This is a genomic window from Flagellimonas meridianipacifica, from assembly GCF_003001695.1.
Classification (GTDB): domain Bacteria; phylum Bacteroidota; class Bacteroidia; order Flavobacteriales; family Flavobacteriaceae; genus Flagellimonas; species Flagellimonas meridianipacifica.
This window is the reverse complement of the sequence record NZ_PVYX01000002.1, coordinates 919,924-939,248: the sequence shown is the minus strand read 5'-3', so window position 1 is coordinate 939,248 and position 19,325 is coordinate 919,924. Positions and strand designations below refer to the sequence as shown.

At 39.8% G+C, this 19,325-nt stretch carries 18 protein-coding genes; 2 read left to right on the top strand and 16 right to left on the bottom strand.

Features of this window, described 5'->3' with window-relative positions:
• Window positions 1-3 precede the first annotated feature (3 nt).
• The 12 genes from CLV81_RS14345 to CLV81_RS14290 form a co-directional block, all read right to left on the bottom strand.
• On the bottom strand, window positions 4-1,584 hold the full coding sequence (locus tag CLV81_RS14345) for a sensor histidine kinase (protein WP_106145783.1): 1,581 nt from the start codon (window positions 1,582-1,584) through the stop codon (window positions 4-6).
• Between the two features lie 77 nt (window positions 1,585-1,661).
• Window positions 1,662-2,249, bottom strand: a complete 588-nt coding sequence (gene coaE, locus CLV81_RS14340) for a dephospho-CoA kinase (RefSeq protein WP_106145782.1) — start codon at window positions 2,247-2,249, stop codon at window positions 1,662-1,664.
• Window positions 2,246-3,202, bottom strand: a complete 957-nt coding sequence (locus CLV81_RS14335) for a CdaR family protein (RefSeq protein ID WP_106145781.1) — start codon at window positions 3,200-3,202, stop codon at window positions 2,246-2,248. The genes coaE and CLV81_RS14335 overlap by 4 nt, the downstream gene beginning before the upstream one ends.
• Before the next feature lie 3 nt (window positions 3,203-3,205).
• Window positions 3,206-4,213, bottom strand: a complete 1,008-nt coding sequence (locus tag CLV81_RS14330; RefSeq protein ID WP_106145780.1) for a glycosyltransferase family 2 protein — start codon at window positions 4,211-4,213, stop codon at window positions 3,206-3,208.
• Window positions 4,214-4,267: 54 nt separating this feature from the next.
• Window positions 4,268-5,080, bottom strand: a complete 813-nt coding sequence (locus CLV81_RS14325) for an enoyl-ACP reductase FabI (protein WP_106145779.1) — start codon at window positions 5,078-5,080, stop codon at window positions 4,268-4,270.
• 77 nt (window positions 5,081-5,157) lie between these two features.
• Window positions 5,158-6,816, bottom strand: coding sequence for a DNA repair protein RecN (recN, locus tag CLV81_RS14320; protein ID WP_106145778.1), 1,659 nt, complete (start codon window positions 6,814-6,816; stop codon window positions 5,158-5,160).
• 46 nt (window positions 6,817-6,862) lie between these two features.
• Entirely contained in the window at window positions 6,863-7,753 is an 891-nt protein-coding gene (gene porD / locus CLV81_RS14315) for a type IX secretion system protein PorD (protein ID WP_106147575.1), read from the bottom strand.
• Window positions 7,746-8,951, bottom strand: a complete 1,206-nt coding sequence (gene coaBC / locus CLV81_RS14310; RefSeq protein WP_106145777.1) for a bifunctional phosphopantothenoylcysteine decarboxylase/phosphopantothenate--cysteine ligase CoaBC — start codon at window positions 8,949-8,951, stop codon at window positions 7,746-7,748. The genes porD and coaBC overlap by 8 nt, the downstream gene beginning before the upstream one ends.
• Window positions 8,952-8,954: 3 nt before the next feature.
• Entirely contained in the window at window positions 8,955-9,281 is a 327-nt protein-coding gene (locus CLV81_RS14305) for a DNA-directed RNA polymerase subunit omega (RefSeq protein ID WP_106145776.1), read from the bottom strand.
• A 21-nt stretch (window positions 9,282-9,302) separates the two neighbouring features.
• The gene (locus CLV81_RS14300) at window positions 9,303-10,139 is read right to left on the bottom strand and encodes an outer membrane protein assembly factor BamD (RefSeq protein WP_106145775.1); all 837 of its coding nucleotides are present in this window, start codon (window positions 10,137-10,139) and stop codon (window positions 9,303-9,305) included.
• A gap of 106 nt (window positions 10,140-10,245) precedes the next feature.
• On the bottom strand, window positions 10,246-11,136 hold the full coding sequence (dapA, locus tag CLV81_RS14295) for a 4-hydroxy-tetrahydrodipicolinate synthase (RefSeq protein ID WP_106145774.1): 891 nt from the start codon (window positions 11,134-11,136) through the stop codon (window positions 10,246-10,248).
• Complete coding sequence (locus CLV81_RS14290) at window positions 11,136-11,669, bottom strand: DUF6913 domain-containing protein (RefSeq protein ID WP_106147573.1); 534 nt, start codon at window positions 11,667-11,669, stop codon at window positions 11,136-11,138. The genes dapA and CLV81_RS14290 overlap by 1 nt, the downstream gene beginning before the upstream one ends.
• A gap of 66 nt (window positions 11,670-11,735) precedes the next feature.
• Between CLV81_RS14290 and CLV81_RS14285 the strand changes: the two genes are divergently transcribed.
• Window positions 11,736-12,497: a 5'-nucleotidase C-terminal domain-containing protein gene (locus CLV81_RS14285; protein ID WP_106145773.1), complete on the top strand. Its 762-nt coding sequence runs from the start codon at window positions 11,736-11,738 to the stop codon at window positions 12,495-12,497.
• 1 nt (window position 12,498) lies between these two features.
• The gene (locus CLV81_RS14280; protein WP_106145772.1) at window positions 12,499-13,410 is read left to right on the top strand and encodes a bifunctional metallophosphatase/5'-nucleotidase; all 912 of its coding nucleotides are present in this window, start codon (window positions 12,499-12,501) and stop codon (window positions 13,408-13,410) included.
• A 146-nt stretch (window positions 13,411-13,556) separates the two neighbouring features.
• Here CLV81_RS14280 and CLV81_RS14275 read toward each other — a convergent pair whose 3' ends face one another.
• The 4 genes from CLV81_RS14275 to ligA form a co-directional block, all read right to left on the bottom strand.
• Entirely contained in the window at window positions 13,557-15,302 is a 1,746-nt protein-coding gene (locus tag CLV81_RS14275; RefSeq protein ID WP_106145771.1) for a BspA family leucine-rich repeat surface protein, read from the bottom strand.
• A 198-nt stretch (window positions 15,303-15,500) separates the two neighbouring features.
• Window positions 15,501-16,832, bottom strand: coding sequence for a BspA family leucine-rich repeat surface protein (locus CLV81_RS14270; protein ID WP_158259129.1), 1,332 nt, complete (start codon window positions 16,830-16,832; stop codon window positions 15,501-15,503).
• A 195-nt stretch (window positions 16,833-17,027) separates the two neighbouring features.
• Window positions 17,028-17,330 carry a hypothetical protein gene (locus CLV81_RS14265; protein ID WP_170068336.1) on the bottom strand — a complete coding sequence of 101 codons (303 nt, stop codon included), beginning with the start codon at window positions 17,328-17,330 and terminating at the stop codon, window positions 17,028-17,030.
• Window positions 17,327-19,324, bottom strand: a complete 1,998-nt coding sequence (gene ligA / locus CLV81_RS14260) for an NAD-dependent DNA ligase LigA (RefSeq protein ID WP_106145769.1) — start codon at window positions 19,322-19,324, stop codon at window positions 17,327-17,329. Before ligA ends, CLV81_RS14265 begins: the two co-directional genes overlap by 4 nt.
• Window position 19,325: the final 1 nt, after the last annotated feature.

Below are 19,325 nucleotides of genomic sequence, written 5' to 3'. Positions count from 1 at the left end.
TTTTTAAATTAAAGGAAGTTTGATATAGAAAGTACTGCCTTTTCCTTTTTCACTTTCCGCATAAACTTCTCCCTGATGATCTTCTATTATTCGTTTAACATAGGCCAATCCCAGCCCATGACCTTTTACATTATGTATATCTCCGGTGTGTTCCCGGTAAAATTTCTCAAATACTCTTTTTAGGACGGCTTTGCTCATTCCAGCACCTTGGTCCTTAACTTTGATAATGATGTGATTTTTAGCCAGCTCAGTATACACATCAATTTTCGGAGCTTCTGGGGAATACTTCACGGCGTTGTCCAACATATTTACCATAACATTGGTAAAGTGGACATCATTGGCCAACACTTCAGACCTTTCTGCATCCAAATGTGCCTTCACATATCCGCCTCTATCTGCTACTATCAACTCTATGTGTGTCACTGCATCATTAATAATATCATGGGCATCCACCCTATCTTTACTAATGTCCAGCTGGTTCTTTTCCAGTTTGGAAATACGCAACACGTTTTCTACTTGGGCATGCATTCGTTTGTTTTCGTCCCTGATCATTCCAAGATAGCGCAAAACTTTATCGGTATCCGAAATAGACTTGGGATTCCTAATGGCTTCTACTGCAAGATTAATGGTGGCAATCGGAGTTTTAAATTCATGGGTCATATTGTTGATGAAATCCGTTTTAATTTCAGAAATCTGTTTTTGCTTTATCAATTGATAAATGGCACTTGAATAAGCAACAACAATGACCAAGGTGAAAACCAATGACAAAATCGCCATACCCATTATGGACTTGAACAGGAACCGTTTCATTTTAGGAAAGGTGAGCAACAAAGAAAAATTGGTACTGCCCTCGCTGTCCTTAAAAATCGGAGCCCTGTACATTTTAGTATCCGAAAACTTGAATTTCTTGGATTGTACTTTGGTAGGGAATCCCTGACTGTACACCCCATATTCAAAATCGATATCTATCTCCCTATTGTTCAGTTCTTGAGCGAGAAGCAATTCAATTTCCTGCTTGGATACCCTTTTATGAATGGGCCTACTTTTGGCATATTCCATAAAAACGTCCTCCCAAACTGCCTTGTCGATACTGGATAATCCACCAATTTTTTCAGCTTTCTGGATTGGTGTGAGACTATATCGCTTTCCATCCAATCCAAACTCCTCTTTGAATACCGCTTTTGTACGCTTGCTGGTGTAATTCTTAAAGGTGGTCGTATCCTCCCCGTTTTGATTATCAAAGAACGTAGATGTTATATTGTAATCCTCTTCCAAAATTCCATGGGAATAGAAGAGAATTTCATCTGAATTCAAATCCCTGTCTACAAACAAAAAATTTCTGAACTGAGTGGTCTTAGGTTGTCCAATGCTATCTACCAAAGAAGCTAGACGGTCTGAATAGTCCTTCATCTCCCTCTTTTCCACCCTGTTCGCTACCCTATCCAGTATTCCGGTAACTGTCCTTGAGAATTGTTCTTCCTTGTCCTTGACCGATGTTCTTATCCAATAAACCTGCACGAAAATAATGCCAGTTAAAGACAAGCTCATGAGAATGACGAGAAGAACAAAAAGCTTCTTGTTCATTGCGGTAAAATTAGAAATTTAACATTTAGCCCTTTTATCGTTTAACCAAACCTTAACAAAAATGTTAAAATTTGAAACTATGCGCTTGATTTAACAATTGCATTATGAATCTCAAGGACTTTATTTTGAGTAGTTTCCAAATCAATATTCTCAATGTGAAAATGGGCTTTATCCTCTTTTTCCCTGTCCTTCATTTGATTTTCAATACGCTGCATTACGTCACTTGCTTCGCTGTTATCCCTTTTAACTACTCGTTCCACACGAATTTCCTCTGGTGCGGTGACCAATATTACAGCGTCATAAAAATCTTCTTTTCCATTTTCAAAAATCAGGGCACTTTCCTGAATTACGTATTCCGAATCCTGTTTTTGGGTCCAATCCAAAAAATGTTCTTTGACCGCGGGATGCACAATTTTGTTTAACTTTTCAAGTAATTTAGGGTCGGCAAAGACCTTTCCCGCTATATATTTACGATTTAGCACCTCACCTTTAAAGGCATTTTTACCCAAAAGCTGCACAATCGCCTTTTTTAGTTTTTTCGAATGGGACATAAGTTCCTTGGCCTGAGCATCCGAATCGTATACCGGAATACCCAATTCGATAAACATTTTTGCCACAGTGCTTTTTCCACTGCCTATTCCTCCGGTCAACCCTACTTTCATCATTTCCTTTCCAAGACAAAATTAACGGTTCGTTGTTGTAAACGTACCGCATAAACAGTACCAGGTTTTTTCGCCACTTTTAAAAAAAGACTATTGTTGGCATTCCCACCTAGCTGTTTATAGTCCGCTATAATCTCAAAACTTCCTGGGTCCAACGTTTTAAGTTGTTCCAATGACGCCTTACATACAAGTGAAACGGTATTCGGGAACATTTTTACTTCATAGTCATCAGGAAAATTCACAGGTTTTACCTCCACTTCAAACACCTTTTCGGAAAACTTTACAACATGACCTGAGACTTGGGTTCTGTTAGAGGAAAATATACTATTATCCAAACCCTTTGGAAAAACTATCGATGCTTCTTCAGAAAAATCTTCGGAAAGATTATTTAAAATGATTGGTTCAGTTTCAACCTCAAACAAAGTATCTATTTCGCTAGCCGGACCTTTAACAACAATGGAATCCGGTGAAATAGTTAAAACGCCATCCAAGATATGATTGGGCTGAAACTTGAGTTCTATATTCGGTTTTATAGCTAATGCCTTCTGGGAGACTTGGTACAAATCAACAACCCACCGGGAACGGTCCAAATCTAAAAGCGAAACATTTTGGGATAGCTGTTTGTCCATCTGTTTCTTAAGGTTGTCTTCAGTAATTACGTATTCGCCATTTTGGTAGCCTACATTGGAAAGGTCTACATCGATTTGCTTGCTGAAAAACCTGTAATACATCAACTGAAACCCACTAGTTCGCACTTTCGCTTCCAGGTTTTTGGACGCTTTATTACCTAAAATCAAAGAATCTGGTAAACTTTTATAGTTGAGGGTGAAATTTGTCCGGGATTCATAGGAATCTGAAAGATTGCTTAAAAACCAGGCCAGAAAGGAGCATACCAAGAACAGGAAGAAGATTTTTCCTTTTCTTCTGTTAAGTCCAGTAATGAGGTTACCTTCCATTTTTTATGCTTTCTTGAAGAACAACTTTGGAAAAAGTACTTCAGGCTTCTTCTTGCTAAAATTAACCAAGAAAGTGGATTTTAGAAAACCATAACCATATCCTAAAAACTGGACTAGGGCAGCATAAATAGAAAGGAAGGCCACAATTAGGCTCTTATTCTTTGCCAAAGAATCTATGAACAGGAGCAAAAAATAAAAGAAATATATCAATAACGGCCAAACTATTCCCAGAAGGAACAATGCAACCGCAGCGATTATGCCGAAAAGAAAAAAAGTGGGAAACCAATAAGTAATCCGTGCGGTTTTGGGATGCCATTTGGTCAATATAGGTCTTACCATTCCAAATTTGTTGACCTGGATATAGAACTTGTTCCAGTCCACCCGCCTTTTATGATACACATATGCATTCGGAAATAGCCGAGTATCATACCCTGCTTCCCAAATCCTGAAAGTCAAATCTGGGTCTTCCCCAGGATGAATCCGCCCAAATCCTCCAGCTTTTTGAAATGCTTCTTGCGAGATGCCCATGTTAAAACTCCTAGGTTGGAATTTTCCAACGGCCTTTTTACCACCACGAATACCTCCTGTGGTCCAAAAAGAAGTCATTACATAATTGATGGCTTTTTGAATTGTGGTAAAAGACGAATCAGCTGCATCGGGTCCACCAAAACAATGCACAAAATTGGATTTCAACTCTTTGTAAACCTCGTCCAAGTAGTTTGGAGGTAAAATACAGTCAGAATCCAATACAATAAAGTAATTGCCTTTGGCTCTTTGCATTCCGTAATTTCTGGAATCGCCAGGACCCGTATTTGATTTGAAGTAGTAGGAAATCTGCAAACTATCTTCAAACCGGGCAATAACTTCTTTGGAATCTACAGTGGAACCATCTTCAACAATCACTACTTCGTATTCTCCAGAATACTTTTGTTCCAAAAGACTTTCCAATAGTTCCCGAATTTCTTCAGGTCTATTGAATACGGGGATTATTAAAGACAGTTTTATATCCATTAAAAAAGAAAGCCACCCAAAAAAGGATGGCTTATTGTTTTACGTTCTTATATCTTACTTAGAGAATTCGTCAATAACCTCCTGGCTGACCCCAGTGTTTGAGAAACCTCCATCATGAAACAGATTCTGCATGGTCACTTTTCGTGTAAGGTCAGAAAACAGAGTTACTGTATAGTTGGCACAATCATCCGCAGATGCGTTGCCCAAAGGTGACATTTTTTCAGCATAACTGATAAATCCATCAAATCCCTTTACTCCTTGACCAGCCGTAGTTGGTGTTGGCGACTGGGAAATGGTATTTACCCGTACTTTTTTCTCTTTCCCAAAGAAATATCCAAAACTTCGTGCAACAGATTCCAAATAGGCTTTGTTATCCGCCATATCGTTGTAATCAGGGAAGGTTCTTTGCGCCGCCATATAGGTTAAAGCCACAATACTCCCCCATTCACTCATAGCATCAGCCTTAAAAAGGGTTTGCATTACCTTATGGAAAGAAAGTGCGGAAACATCCCAGCCCTTGGTTGTGAAATCATATTTTTCATCCGTGTAGGCCCTACCTTTTCTGACGTTTACAGACATTCCAATGGAATGCAAAACAAAATCCAACTTCCCTCCCAAGATTTCCATGGATTTTTCCACCAAATTTTGAAGGTCCTCTTCATTGGTAGCATCTGCTGGAATAATCTCAGAGTTAGTTTTTTCTGCGAGTTGGTTAATCTGCCCCATACGCATGGCGATGGGAGCATTGGTAAGTACGAAAGTACCGCCTTCTTCATGAACGCGCTCCGCTGTTTTCCATGCAATGGAATTTTCATCAAGAGCTCCAAAAATGATACCTCGTTTTCCTTTTAATAGATTGTACGCCATAGTATTTTATTCGCGTTGGTTTAGCCGCAAAGATATTTATTCTTTCTGATTATACTATCTAAAAAGAATAGAGCAAACTAAGGTTGTTTCAAGAGCTCTCGAGCATGTGCCATAGCAGAGTCAGAAAGAGCCTTGCCACCCAACATTTCAGCAAGTTCCTCTATCCGTTCGTCTTCCGACAATTGTCTCATTTGAGTAGTATCCATGCCATCTTGTTCGCTTTTGAATACTTTGAATTGATGTTTTCCTTTGGAAGCCACCTGAGGTAAATGTGTAATGGAGAAAACCTGCATGCTTTTGCTCATTTCCTGCATAATCTCTCCCATCTTTCCAGAAATCTCACCGGATACTCCAGTGTCAATTTCATCAAACATCAGAGTGGGTAACTGTTCGTATTGGGCCAAAATGGATTTTATTGTCAACATAATACGGGAAAGTTCCCCTCCAGAAGCCACTTTCTTTAACTCACCATAGGATGAACCCTTGTTCGCTGAGAAAAGAAAGCTTAAGTCGTCTTTACCGTTGGATTTGAAATCTTGAGCGGGATTTATCTCTATTTTGAAAGTAGCAGAAGGCATTCCCAGTGTATAGAGGCTGTCCTGTAGTCTGCTCTTAAGTTGAGGAATTACGGAATTACGGGCATCCCTTATCTTCAAAGCCATTCCTTCCAAAACCTTTTCGGTAACCGAACATTCCTTTTGCTTTTCATGAATATGGGACTGTATATTCTCCACAGCATCTACTTTCTTTTCCAACTCACTTTTTACTTCAACTAACTCCTCTACCGAACTTACTTGATGCTTCTTTTGTAAATCATAAAGCTGCTGCAACTGACCATTTATACTTTCTAATCTCTGTGGGTCTGCTTCAACTCCTCCTTCCACATTTTCAATTTCAGAAGCAATGTCATCCAATTCAATATATACGGATTCAATCCGTTCACTGAGATTCTGATATGTGGACCCATATTGCGAAAGGTTTTGAAAAATGCGTTTAAGCTCTTGAACCTGTTCTGCGATGCCCACTTGTTCCCCATTCATCAACTGGTGCCCCTGGGTAAGTAATTCCATTATTTGCTCTACATTGCTAAGTTGTTCCTGTTCGGTCTCCAATTCTTTTTGAATTCCACTTTTTAGCTGTACCGTTTCCAACTCTTTCAACAAGAAGGAATTATAATCATGTTCCTTATTTGCACCTGCTTGAAAGTCCAGTAACTGCTGTAGTTCCGAGCTTAGTTTTTTGTAGGCATCCAATTCTTGCTTGTAAGTGGTAATTCGTTCCCTATTGTTTGCAAGGGCATCCACAACCTTCAATTGAAAATCATTTTCAGTCAACCTTAAGGTTTGATGTTGGGAATGTACATCCACTAGTCGTTCTCCCAGAGATTTTAGAATATCAAGAGTAACAGGAGAATCATTTATAAAGGCCCTTGATTTACCACTGGGCAAAATCTCCCTTCGCAAAATGGTTTCATCCTCATAATCCAAATCATGGTCTGCAAAAAACTCATGCAATCCATACTTTGATACGGTGAACTCAGCTTCAATAATGCACTTTTGTTGGTCGTTCTGTAAACTGGATAGGTCCGCTCGTTTTCCAAGGGCGAGGGCCAATCCTCCCAAAAGAATGGATTTTCCAGCTCCGGTTTCGCCTGTAATAGTAGTGAAACCTTCTGAAAAGGAAACATTGATATCGTTTATCAATGCATAATTTTTGATGGAAAGATGGGTAAGCACATTCTATGTTTTACCCGATAAAGATAAATGTCTTTGGAGAAATGGGCTAGTAATTTATTTCATTCCAAATGTTGGAATAAAATGGTGCCACACTGTTCAAGGTTTCTTTCAAGCGAACAATGTCAACTTTGGGACCATCAGAAAAGATATTTTGTATTTCTTCTGATTTGGCATCAAAAAATGTTTGAATCAGAAAAGCGTTGGGTCTTCGTTTAATAAGTGTCTCAAAAAGCCTTAAACTTCCCGCTATCACCTGTTTCCCTGTACTATTATTATCTCCCAAAATATCCAATCCTTTGCGATGGTAATTGTACATGGCTATCCGGTACTCCCTAAAAGAATTGCTCAAGAGATTGTCCACCAACTCAAAACGTGAACGGGTCCCAGTTTCTTGACTCCAACCTGCCGAGTTGGTCCCTTGGGCTTGCGTTACTATGTTTTGTGCCCTTCTGTAATAATCATCTCCTCCTTGAAGCGAAAACGTATCGGCATCCAAACCAATGATAATGTAAACGTAATAAGCCACTACCGCGATTAGGTTGGATTCGAATACATTCTCATTATATACCAAGGGCTGAAATTCTTGATAAATGAAGTTAAACGCGTTGTCTTTGTAATTGAAAACGGGACTCTCATAAGAAGTGTTATAAACCGGTCTTGAGGATTGAATTTGGATATTAGCCTCAAATCGGTCTGATTCATATTGGGTCACGGTGATGAACATTCTCGCATTAATGCGTTCGTTCTCCCGAAACACCCGATTTGTCCATTTGTTTTTATTTACAAAGTCGTTCAAAGAACGCTCCAGGGTCCTAAAAATCTGTTGATTGGTTTGATTGACTTGGTCTGAATTGACGACAACTTCGCAGTTCAATTCCTGGGCAACTCCAAAGGCACATATTGCAAGAAAAGAAAAAAAGAAAAGTAGTTTACGCATGAATTCTGGCAATGATTTCATTCCAAATGTCTGAAGCGACTTCAGGCTTTGTCTTCAAAGCAAACGTTTTTATCTCCAAATTCTTATCGATAAATGAAACTTTATTGGTACCCGAACCAAAACCAGCTCCGTCATCCTTCAATGAATTCAGAACAATGGCGTCCAAGTTTTTTCGTTCCAGTTTATCCTTCGCATTTTCCATTTCGTTTTCAGTTTCCAATGCGAAGCCCACAAGAAATTGATTCTTCTTTTGTTGCCCCATGGACAGAAGAATGTCAGGGTTGCGCTCAAGCTCAATTACTAAATCCCCTTCTTTTTTTTTCATTTTTTCTGCATGAACCTCTTTGGGACGATAGTCAGCAACGGCGGCGGCGCTAATGGCAATATCCATATCCGCATAGTACTTATGGCAAATCTCATACATTTCCTGAGCCGATGTAACACGAACAAGCTGAATCCTGTCGTGGACAACATCCAAATTGGTAGGTCCAGAAACCAAGACCACTTGAGCTCCCTTATTTGCCGCAGTTTTGGCCAGTTCAAACCCCATAGTTCCTGAAGAACGATTTCCTAAATACCTTACAGGGTCAATCGCTTCGTGGGTTGGTCCTGCCGTAATTAAAACCTTTTTGTCCCTCAAAGGAAGTCCGGAAACTAAATCATTTTTAATGAAAGAAAGTATAGTTTCTGGCTCTGCCATACGTCCTTCTCCGTGCAGACCGCTGGCCAGTTCACCACTTTCAGCCGGAATCATTTTGTTTCCATACGAAATCAATGTATCCATAGTGGCTTTCGTGGATGGATGCTTGTACATATCCAAATCCATAGCAGGTGCAAAGTATACGGGACATTTTGCAGATAGATAAGTGGCCAATAGCAGATTGTCACAAGTACCGTTTGCCATTTTGGAAAGGGTATTGGCCGTGGCCGGGGCAATTATCATTAAATCTGCCCATAATCCCAATTCCACATGATTGTTCCATGAAATACTGCCGTCTTCTTCGCTTACAAAATCGGTAAGCACAGGATTTTTGGAAAGAGTGGATAGCGTAAGTGGGGAAACAAAAGAGCTGGCACTTGAGGTCAGAACTACCTTCACCTCGGCACCAGCTTTTATCAATAACCTCGTTAAAAAGGTGGTCTTGTATGCGGCAATTCCCCCGGTAACCCCCAAAAGGACTTTTTTACCGCTGAGCATAATTTATGCGTCTTTCTCTGTGTTTCTGTAATAGATTTTATCCTCAAGCCATTCAATGACCGCCAAAGCGTGTGGCTTTGGAAGTTTTTCGTAGAACTTGGATACCTCAATTTGCTCCTTGTTCTCAAAAACCTCTTCCAAGCTATCGCTATATGTAGCAAACTCTTCCAACTTTTCCAACAACTCTTTCTTTATCTCTGAGTTGATTTGTATCGCTCTTTTCGCGGTAATGGAAATTGCCTCGTAAATATTCTCCGTTTTGTCATCGAATTCGTTTCGATTCAATGTTTTCGTAGAAACCGGAGCTTTGGTATTCTTTAAATCGTGCATGGTGCTTAACGTGTTTATTCTCTATTTGCTTTCCTCGGGAAACCTATTTAGTTCTTTCTGAATTCTCTCCTGAAGGTTATCCGCTCTTTTCTTGAACTTGGTCTCAGGAAAATATCTTAACAATGTATTGTACGAATCCTGAGCCTCTTCCAGACGTTCCTTTTTTCTATTGTCAGTACTGTTCATAGCCAGATTAGTGGCAGCTTCAATCTTATAGTACAAAGCTTCTTCTCTATATATGGAACCTGGATTGTCCGATACAAAATTGTCCAAAGCTGTCATGGCCGATACTAGAATTGGAAAATTAAACTCTCCCAACTTGTTGAATTGCTTTGCTATTTCTATTTGCTTTTTCTCCTTTTTTGACGTCAATTCTTTTGCCATAGCGTTGGCTTCAGCAAAATATTCAGACTCTGGATACGTATTAATGAAGGTCTGAAGCTTGGAAAGTGCCTTATCCGTATCAGTTTGATCTAAGGAATATTTGGGAGAAAGCATATAATAGCTTTTAGCTCCCAAAAAAGAGGCTTCTTGAATCTTATCGCTCTTTGGATACGATTTCACAAAACGTTCAAATTGATATCCTGAAAGGTAAAAGTCCTGATTCTTGTAATAAGTGTCAGCAAAGAAAAACATAACACGTTCTCCCTGTGGTTTACCAACATATCTGGGCGCTATCTGTTCAAACAACCGTTGCGCGCGCTTGTAGTCACCTTCTTTATAGAATTTCTCTGCAAGCTCATATTTGGCCTTAACATCATCTTCCTTAAGTACTTTTTGGTACTCACTGCAGCTTGTAAAAACAAAAAAGCCTGCGATTATTATATAGAAAAAGGATATCCTCATTTTCAAAAACATTTTGCAAAAGTAGCTATATTCCGTGGATTTAAAAAACGGATTAACACCCTAAAAATAAAGGTAGTTTTGATACCGCCGTAGATTTTAGCTAAGCTTTAACGAAGTGTTATGCGCTTACCTGATTCAAAGACTTTAGATAGCTTGTAATCTTCCCTTTGAGTTGGTTTGAAGCTTCAACTAAGGGCAAGCGAACGGAGGCAGTACTCAACGCCAAATGTTCAAAGATACTTTTTATACCTGCCGGATTCCCCTCTTCAAAAATCATATGCATCAAAGGCATCAATTGATGATGAATTTGAAATGCTTCTTTAGGTTGACTTTGCAATCCTAACTGTATCATTTGTGAGAATTCTTGAGGCAATCCCTGACCCAATACAGAAATGACTCCTGCACCACCGGCCAAAACAGTTGGTAAAGCTGTAAAATCATCACCGGAAATCACCAAAAAGTCTTCAGGCTTTGTTTGCAGAATAGCATCTATCTGAATAGAATTGCCACAAGCCTCCTTTATACCAATTATGTTCTCAAAATCCTCTGCCAAACGTACCGTAGTTTCCGGCAACATATTACTACCTGTACGCGAAGGCACATTGTACATGATTATAGGCTTAGAGCTTACCTTGGACAATGCTTTGAAATGTTGATAGATTCCTTCTTGTGTGGGTTTATTATAAGACGGGGATACGGAAAGCACCCCATTGTATTCTGATAAATCGGTTTCACGTAATTGTTGCGCCACCGCCGAAGTATTGTTTCCACCAATACCCAAGACCAGAGGTAACCTTCCTGCATTTACTGTACTCACTTTTTGGGCTACCTGTTGTTTTTCCTCCTTGGTAAGTGTTACCGATTCTCCAGTAGTGCCCAATACTACAAGATAATCCACTCCTCCTTGAATGGTATACTCAACGATGCGCTCCAATGCTGGGAAATCTATTGCGCCGCTCTCCGTAAAAGGTGTTACCAATGCTACCCCTGTCCCTCTGAACTGTTCCACTATATCTCGTTTAAAACCTTTAAATACTTTTTCAATTCGCTCTTAAAAAGATTAAAATCCTTAAAAGGGGTATTTAGAATCAAATCGTTGAATTTCGGGTCCAAAGCACTAAATCCAACTTTTAAGCGCGCCGGAGTTCGAATGGAAAGTAGCTTTAGCATCAAATTGTCATCTTCATAATAATTAATGAGCAAATCGTACTCCCTGCCTAAAAACTCCAAAACGTATCCGTTCTCAATATCTCCTTTCCAGCCTAAATCCTTATCGGAGAAAATTTGGATGGCATAAGGGGACGTATTGTCAAAATCCCTTTTATAGCCTATTATTTTGATGGCATTTGGTCTCAGCGAAAAATCATCAATCAACTCATAAAATCGTTCGCCATCCACGAAATTGTCCAAATCCACAATGCATCCAACACGGGTAATGCCTTGGTCCCTTTTCACAGGGGTTTGGGGCCTCTCCATTTCTTCCTGCAAGAATCTTTGCCCGGATTTAACTTTAAATTTATCTTGGAGTCCTTTGAAAAACATAATTTTCGCCCATTTTTGCAAAGGTAAATATTCTGCCAAGATTACTTTGCAAAGATAATTAAGAGGATGAATCCAAAAATACAACATTTTGTTATAATCATAACACTCTTTTCTTTTGCTTGTAAAACCGACCAAACTCAACTTACAAGTATAGAAGGCACCCGATTGAATATTGATACCTCACTAACCGAAATTGATTCAATAGAAAATTTCATCTCCCCTTTTAAGGAAAGGGTTGACACTGTTTTGGATAGCACTCTTGCCTACGCTCCACGCTCTTTGGTTCTGAATGATGGAAAGCGAAACACATCGATGGGTAATTTCGTGGCGGATTTAGTTTTCGAGGAAACTTCTCCCATAGTTAAACGAAAAATAAATAAACGTCTCGACTTTGTAGTTTTGAATCGGGGCGGAATACGTTCCATTCTTTCTGAAGGAACTGTAACGGCCAGAAATGGTTACGAAATAATGCCTTTTGAAAATTACATTTCAGTTGTTAAGCTAAACGGAACCCAGGTTAGGGAATTGATTCTCTTTTTGACCAAATCTAAAAGGACCCATCCTTTTTCGGGAATGGAAATTGTTATTGATTCGTCCGGGTCATTGGAATCAGTAAACATTCAGGGGGAACCCTTTGACGAAAGTAGAAGTTATTACGTAGCCACTTCAGACTATTTGGTATCTGGAGGTGCAGATATTGGTTTTTTCCCTGCGGTGGATTCAATTTTAGATACCGAATATTTGCTTAGGAATGCTATAATCGATTATTTTAAAAAACAAGATACCTTGACTGCAAAGGTGGACGACCGTTTTATTCAATTGAACTAGAATGAAGAGAAGAGATTTTATACGAAACACGGCGGCGACCTCTACCCTACTTACCTTGGGCGGCTTGGGCTTGGAATCTTGTTCGTCCTTTGGTCAAAAAAAGGTAACCATACTCCATACAAATGATGTGCATAGTCATATCGAACCATTTCCTAGCAGTCATTCCAGGTGGGCCAATCTTGGGGGCGTTGCTCGCAGAGCCGATTTGGTGGCCAAAATCAGAAACGAAAACCCCAATACACTTCTTTTGGATGCAGGGGATATTTTCCAGGGAACACCTTATTTTAACTTTTATGGAGGGGAACTGGAGTTTAAGCTTATGAGCAAACTCAAATATGATGCAGCCACTATAGGAAATCACGATTTCGACAATGGTGTAGAGGGGCTTTTAGCCCAAATTCCTCATGCAAGTTTCGATTTGCTTTCAGCCAATTACAATTTTTCCAATACGATGTTGGATGGATTTGTGAAACCATATAAAGTCTACGAAGTTGATGGTTTAAAGGTTGGGATTTATGGCATTGGTATTGAACTTGACGGCCTTGTATTGAAAAAAATGTATAAGGAAACACAATACCTCAACCCCTATGAGTTGGCGTTAGACTCCGAAAGGATACTTAAGGAAGAAGAAAACTGTGACCTCATCATCTGTTTGTCCCATTTAGGATATACCTATCAAAATCCAGAAAGACCTTCGGATACCCAATTGGCTCAACGTACGGAACATACCCATCTCATCATTGGTGGACATACCCATACTTTTTTAGACAAACCGGAAGTACGCACCAATAAGTTGGGCAATCCTGTACTTGTTAATCAAGTGGGGTGCTTTGGTATCCATTTAGGGCGTATTGATTTCTATTTCGACTCTAAAAAGAATATCTCTTCACAAGGTGTGAGCATTAAGGTTTAGTTTTTTTTAATTCCTTAAAGGTGAACATAATTGTTTTCAATTTTTCCATTCTGATTACCTTCCGTAGCTGTTTGTAATACTTCCATAAAAAACCACTCAAAAACAAACTTTAGGAGTGGTTTCTTGAATTTATGAATTAAGAACTATTATGGGCAGATAAATATATTGATTATACCAGGAAAGGACCAACCATTATCATTGGCCAAGAAGGCACCTGCGGCATCTGCTGCAAGACCACAAATGGTAATACCATCCATACCACAACTGACATCGGTAGGAACTCCATTCAGTCCAACATAGTTGGACCAACCAATCAAGGTGGCGTTTGCACTGCTAGGGGTCATACCAGAATCATCAAACATGTTTTGCATGCCAGTTCCGAACCCATCTTGAACTATACTGCCTATGTCCCATCCACCAAGATTTTGGTCAAACGACGCTGCATCTTGAAACATACGGGACATATTGGTAACATTCTCGGTGTTCCATTCGCTTAAATCTTGATTAAATTGAAAGGCGGAACGGAACATCTCACTCATATCAGAGACATTATCCACATGCCAGTTATTGAGGTCTTGATTAAAACTATCTGCACCATGAAACATTCCAGACATATTGGTGGCACTTACTGTAATCCACCCGCTTATATCTCGGTTAAATGCCTCCGCTCCAAAAAACATATCCTGCATATTCTGAACATTATCAACTTTCCAATCACCAATGTTTCCATTGAAAGAGGCAGCAAAAAAGAACATGAAGCCCATATCCTGTACCTTGCTAACATCCCAGTTGCCTATTTCAGCATTAAAAGATACCGCTTGGAGAAACATCCGGTTCATATCGGTAACTGCCTCCAAATTAGGTATGTCAACTGCAGTATACTCATCAAGCAAAGCGCAAAAATAGAATGCGCTATTCATCGTCTGCCACTCAATATCCCCCCATTGGTTGATACCCTTTAAGGCAAGACGCGAATCCTCAAAGGAATTGAACATATTGATTGCTGGGAATTCTCCCTGGATTGCAACAACATAGGTGTCCGCCACATCGTAGGTATGTGTGAAGTTTTCGGGATTCATTACATTTATTTCTTCCACCGTGCCATCGCCCCAGTCTATAGTGAAGTCATAGTTATAATTTTCATTGGTACCGATAACCAGTTCAAAATTGTTGGAAGGTATCTCCCAGGTTGTGATAAAGGATTCAGGTTGTTCAGCCAACGTGTCGCTATCGTTTGTTACAGTAATGGTAATTTGGGCTTCAACAGGTTCATTTATCCCATCTGAAACTGCCACAATAATTATGTGTTCTTCACTGGTCTCAAAATCTAGGTTTTGTCCTGTTTGCAACACCAAGTTACCATTCTCCGTAATATCGAATAGGTCGTTATCGTTTTCAGAAATTTCAAATGTTATTGAGTCATTTTCGGGGTCAGTGGCCTGTACGGTACCGATAATATCGGTTTCGGAAATGCTCTCGATGGTCTGGAATCCTTGTTCTTCAATTAGAGGGGGCTCATTTACGTCTTGTACGACAACCGTTACAGAATTAAAGAACTCTCCTTTTCCATCAGTAACACGTATGGTGAATTGATGTTCCTTTGTAGTTTCAAAATCAAGAGTCTCTCCCTCAATTAGGCCAAAGTCACCATTGTTTTTCATTTCGAACAGATTTGATTTGTCCAGAGCTATTCTCAGAGAAAGAGCATCGCCATTGGGGTCATCTGCTTGAACCGTGCCTATAAGCTCGGAATCTGTTACCGATTCTAGGACTTCAAATGTTTGCGGATTGATTTCAGGTATGCCCCGGCCAACTTCTTCATTGTCATCACTGCAGGACAATATTAAGAGCCCTAAAAAAATGCTACTAAATAGAAATTTTAACTTCATCATTATATGATTTTATCTACAATTTCTCTAATACGATGATTATTCTTCCTCTTTAATTGATGAATAGATAGTTTGGATTGATAAATAATGTAGTAGTCCCATTTTCTAGGTTTAGACTTGTGGAACTAAAAAACCACTAGAATAATTCTAGCGGTTTCATTTGGTATAGTTTTAAGTTATTTAGAGTATCCAATTATAGGACTATAAACATATCGCTAACTGATCAAGACCCGCATCGTTAATATTCCACTGTGAAATACCTTCAAGTATGCCTTTGGCCGTTTGGCCATCACAGTTTGTATTAATACCCTCAGCACCAAGGGTAACACCATTTTGAACGTTTTGTTCTGACCAGCCCACCAATGTGCTGGAATAGTTATTGGTAGACATTCCGGAGTTATCGAACATTCCAGTCATATCTGTTACATTGGAAATATTCCAATCACCAAGATTGGCGTTCAAAGCACTTGTGTCTTTAAACATGAAGGACATATCTTGAACTACACTCAAATCTGGCATATCTTCCGCATTGTATTCTAGGTTAGGACATCCATCAAACGCTCCGTTCATGGATTCCCAAACAATAGCACCCCACTGTTCTATGCTTTTTAAGGCATTCTTGCTATCGCTTTCACCAAGTCCCATAAAAATTGCCGGAAAATTACCTTGAATTGCCACGGTATAAGTATCAGGTTCCTGATATACATGGGTTGTACCTCCTGTAACTTCCTCCACGGTACCATCTCCCCAGTCTATGGTGTAGTTATATTGAAAATTACCATCGTCGACCGTAAGGGTCAACTCAAAATCAGGAACTGGAATTTCCCAAGTAGTAATAAAGGATTCTGGTTGTTCCGCTAGGGTATCTGGAACGTTTTCCACCGAAATTCCTACTTGAGTAATACTAGTTATTAAACCGTCAGAAACTGAAATTTCAAGGGTATGCTTTTCTTTGTTTTCAAAATCAAGGGATTGGCCTTCCAACAAGCTTATTTGGCCATCATTGTCAATTTCAAACAAAAAATCTCCATTGTCATTAAGTGTAAACTCCAACATCTCTGGATTGTCTAAATCCATTACCACAACGGTTCCAATGATTTCAGTATCCGGAATATCTTCTGGCTTACTAAACTCATAAGATTCCTGGCTAAATGTTGGCGATTCATTCTCAGTTACATTGACCGTAAGTGTTGCCGTATTCTTGTCCACACCATCAGTTACGCTTATGGTGAGTACATGTTGGGTTTTGGTAGCGAAACTCAAAGTTTTCCCGGTTGCCAGACTAAGTGCTCCCGTACTCGATAGCTCAAAAAGAGCATCGCTGTTCGCGTCCAAAGTAAACTCCAAAGAATCACCGTCTGCATCATTAGCATTTACCTGATAAATAATGTCGGTGTCCAGTATATTTTCACTGGTGCTTACTGTCTGGTTAGAAACTACAGGAGCCGTATTGGCTACTGTATTGTCGTCATTGCTGCAGGAGAAAAAAAGCAGAAGAATAAAGGCTGAAAGAATAAATTTTTTAGGTGTCATTTTTAACATTATTAGGGTTATGCATCGCAATTTCCCCTTAGTAAATGTTTATTTTGGGTATGAATTGACGGATGCCCAGTCCGAATTGACGATAGATGCTTTAGGAGCAATATCCAGTTGAAATGAAGCTTTTTTTGGATGAACTACCGGTTTTAAATGGAAAGCATTTGCTGGATACGGGTTGGAAAAGGTATTCTATTCTTCTAGAGCAGCTTCAATCAACCACCTCAATTCTTTTTCCAAACCATATTTAGGAAAAGGCTGTCCCGCTTGCCTATACCAGTAAGCCGCATTCCAATCATCTCCCTCTTTACGGTGCAAATAGGCATGTATCCAACTGCCCATTTGGGTGTGTAGATCTTGGGCAATATTGTGCGAAGCATTCCAGTCCCCTTTGGCATCATACCATAACGCTTTTAATGCTAAGCTCCAATCAGCGGAAGGAAATTTTTCTTCCAAGGTTTGTAGAAATATGGCATAATCTTTTGGACCTTTCATTGTAGCTTCTGCAAGAAATCCTGTTCAGAAATAATGGGAACTCCAAGGGTTTCTGCCTTGGTTTTTTTACTTGGTCCCATGTTGTCTCCAGCAACCAAAAAACTTGTCTTTGATGAAATGGAAGATGATACCTTGCCTCCATTATCTTCAATTAATTTTTTCAATTCGTTTCTACTGATACTTTCAAAAACTCCGGAAACTACAAAGGTCTGACCCTTTAGCTTTTCTGTTTGCCCCTCTAACTGTTCTTCAGAAAGGGAAAACTGTAATCCGTATGATTTTAAGCGGTCAACAATTTGTACATTGGCCAAATTATCAAAAAACTGAACCACACTTTCTGCGATTCTACCACCAATTTCATCAACAGCCACCAATTCTTCTTCGGAAGCATTCATTAGCGCGTCTATATTTTTGTACGCCTTGGCCAATTTCTTGGCAACAGTCTCACCCACGTAGCGAATACCCAATGCAAACAAAACTCGCTCAAAGGGTATGGCCTTGGATGCGGCAACCCCATTTACCAAATTCTCGGCTGACTTTTCTGCCATACGTTCCAAAGGCATTATCTGATTCTTGGTCAGAGTATACAAATCGGCATAATTGGCAATCAGCCCTTCCTTGAATAGCAACTCCACAGTTTCCCCACCCAATCCTTCAATATCCATGGCCTTACGGGATATAAAATGTTGAATGCGTCCTGTAATCTGAGGTGGACATCCTGTATCATTCGGGCAAAAATGCTGTGCTTCTCCTTCTTTTCGTATCAATCTTGTACCACATTCTGGGCAATGCGTAATATATTGTGTTAGAGTTAACCCAGCAGGTCGTTTTGAAAGATCAACGGCAATAATCTTAGGTATAATCTCTCCTCCCTTTTCTACAAAAACCGTGTCCCCTTCACGAATGTCAAGTTTTTCAATCTGGTCTGCATTGTGCAAGGATGCCCTTTTCACGGTCGTCCCGGCCAGCAGAACTGGTGTTAAATTGGCAACTGGGGTAATAGCACCAGTACGACCGACCTGATAGGTAATCTCATTCAGAACAGTTGAAACTTGTTCTGCCTTAAACTTATAGGCCATGGCCCATCTTGGAGCCTTAGCCGTATGCCCCAGTTCATCCTGGTAACGTAAGCTGTTTACTTTAATGACCACTCCATCGGTCTCGTAAGGCAAATCATGGCGGTGTACATCCCAATGTTCAACAAATTCCAAAACCTCATCAATAGATTTACATAATTTGGCAACAGTAGGTACCTTAAACCCCCAGGAGCGGGCATTTTCCAATGCTTCAAATTGAGATGTCAATCCTAACCTCTCCCCTGCTAAACTGTACAACAAACATTCCAATGGGCGCTGTGCCACTAGGGAGCTATCCTGCAACTTCAAACTGCCAGAAGCAGTGTTTCTTGGATTCATATAAGGTTCTTCACCATTGGCAATCCGTTCCCGATTCATTTTGGCAAATCCCTCTAAGGTCAAAATGATTTCTCCCCGAATATCAAATCTTGGAGGGTAATCTCCCTTCAATTGCAAGGGCACGGACTTAATGGTCTTGATATTAGTGGTCACATCATCTCCCTGAAAACCATCCCCCCTTGTGACTGCTTTTATCAATTTTCCATCTTCGTAAGTCAAACTAATGGAAGCGCCATCGTATTTCAACTCGCAAGTATATTCTACTTCTACATTGCCCAAAATACGCTGGATGCGCTTTTCCCAATCTTCCAAATCTTCTTTGGAATAGGAATTGTCCAACGAATACATGCGGTGTTGATGTTGAATGGTCTCAAAATTCTTGGTCACGGCCCCTCCTACCCGTAAAGTGGGAGATGTAGCATCATAAAACTCAGGGTGAGCCTCTTCCAAAGCTTGAAGCTCCTTGAGTTTCATATCAAATTCATAATCGGATATGGTGGACTTATCCAAAACATAATAGTTGTGATTATGCTCGCGAAGCTCATTTCTTAAAGAAGTTATTTTTTCTTGGGTGGTCATT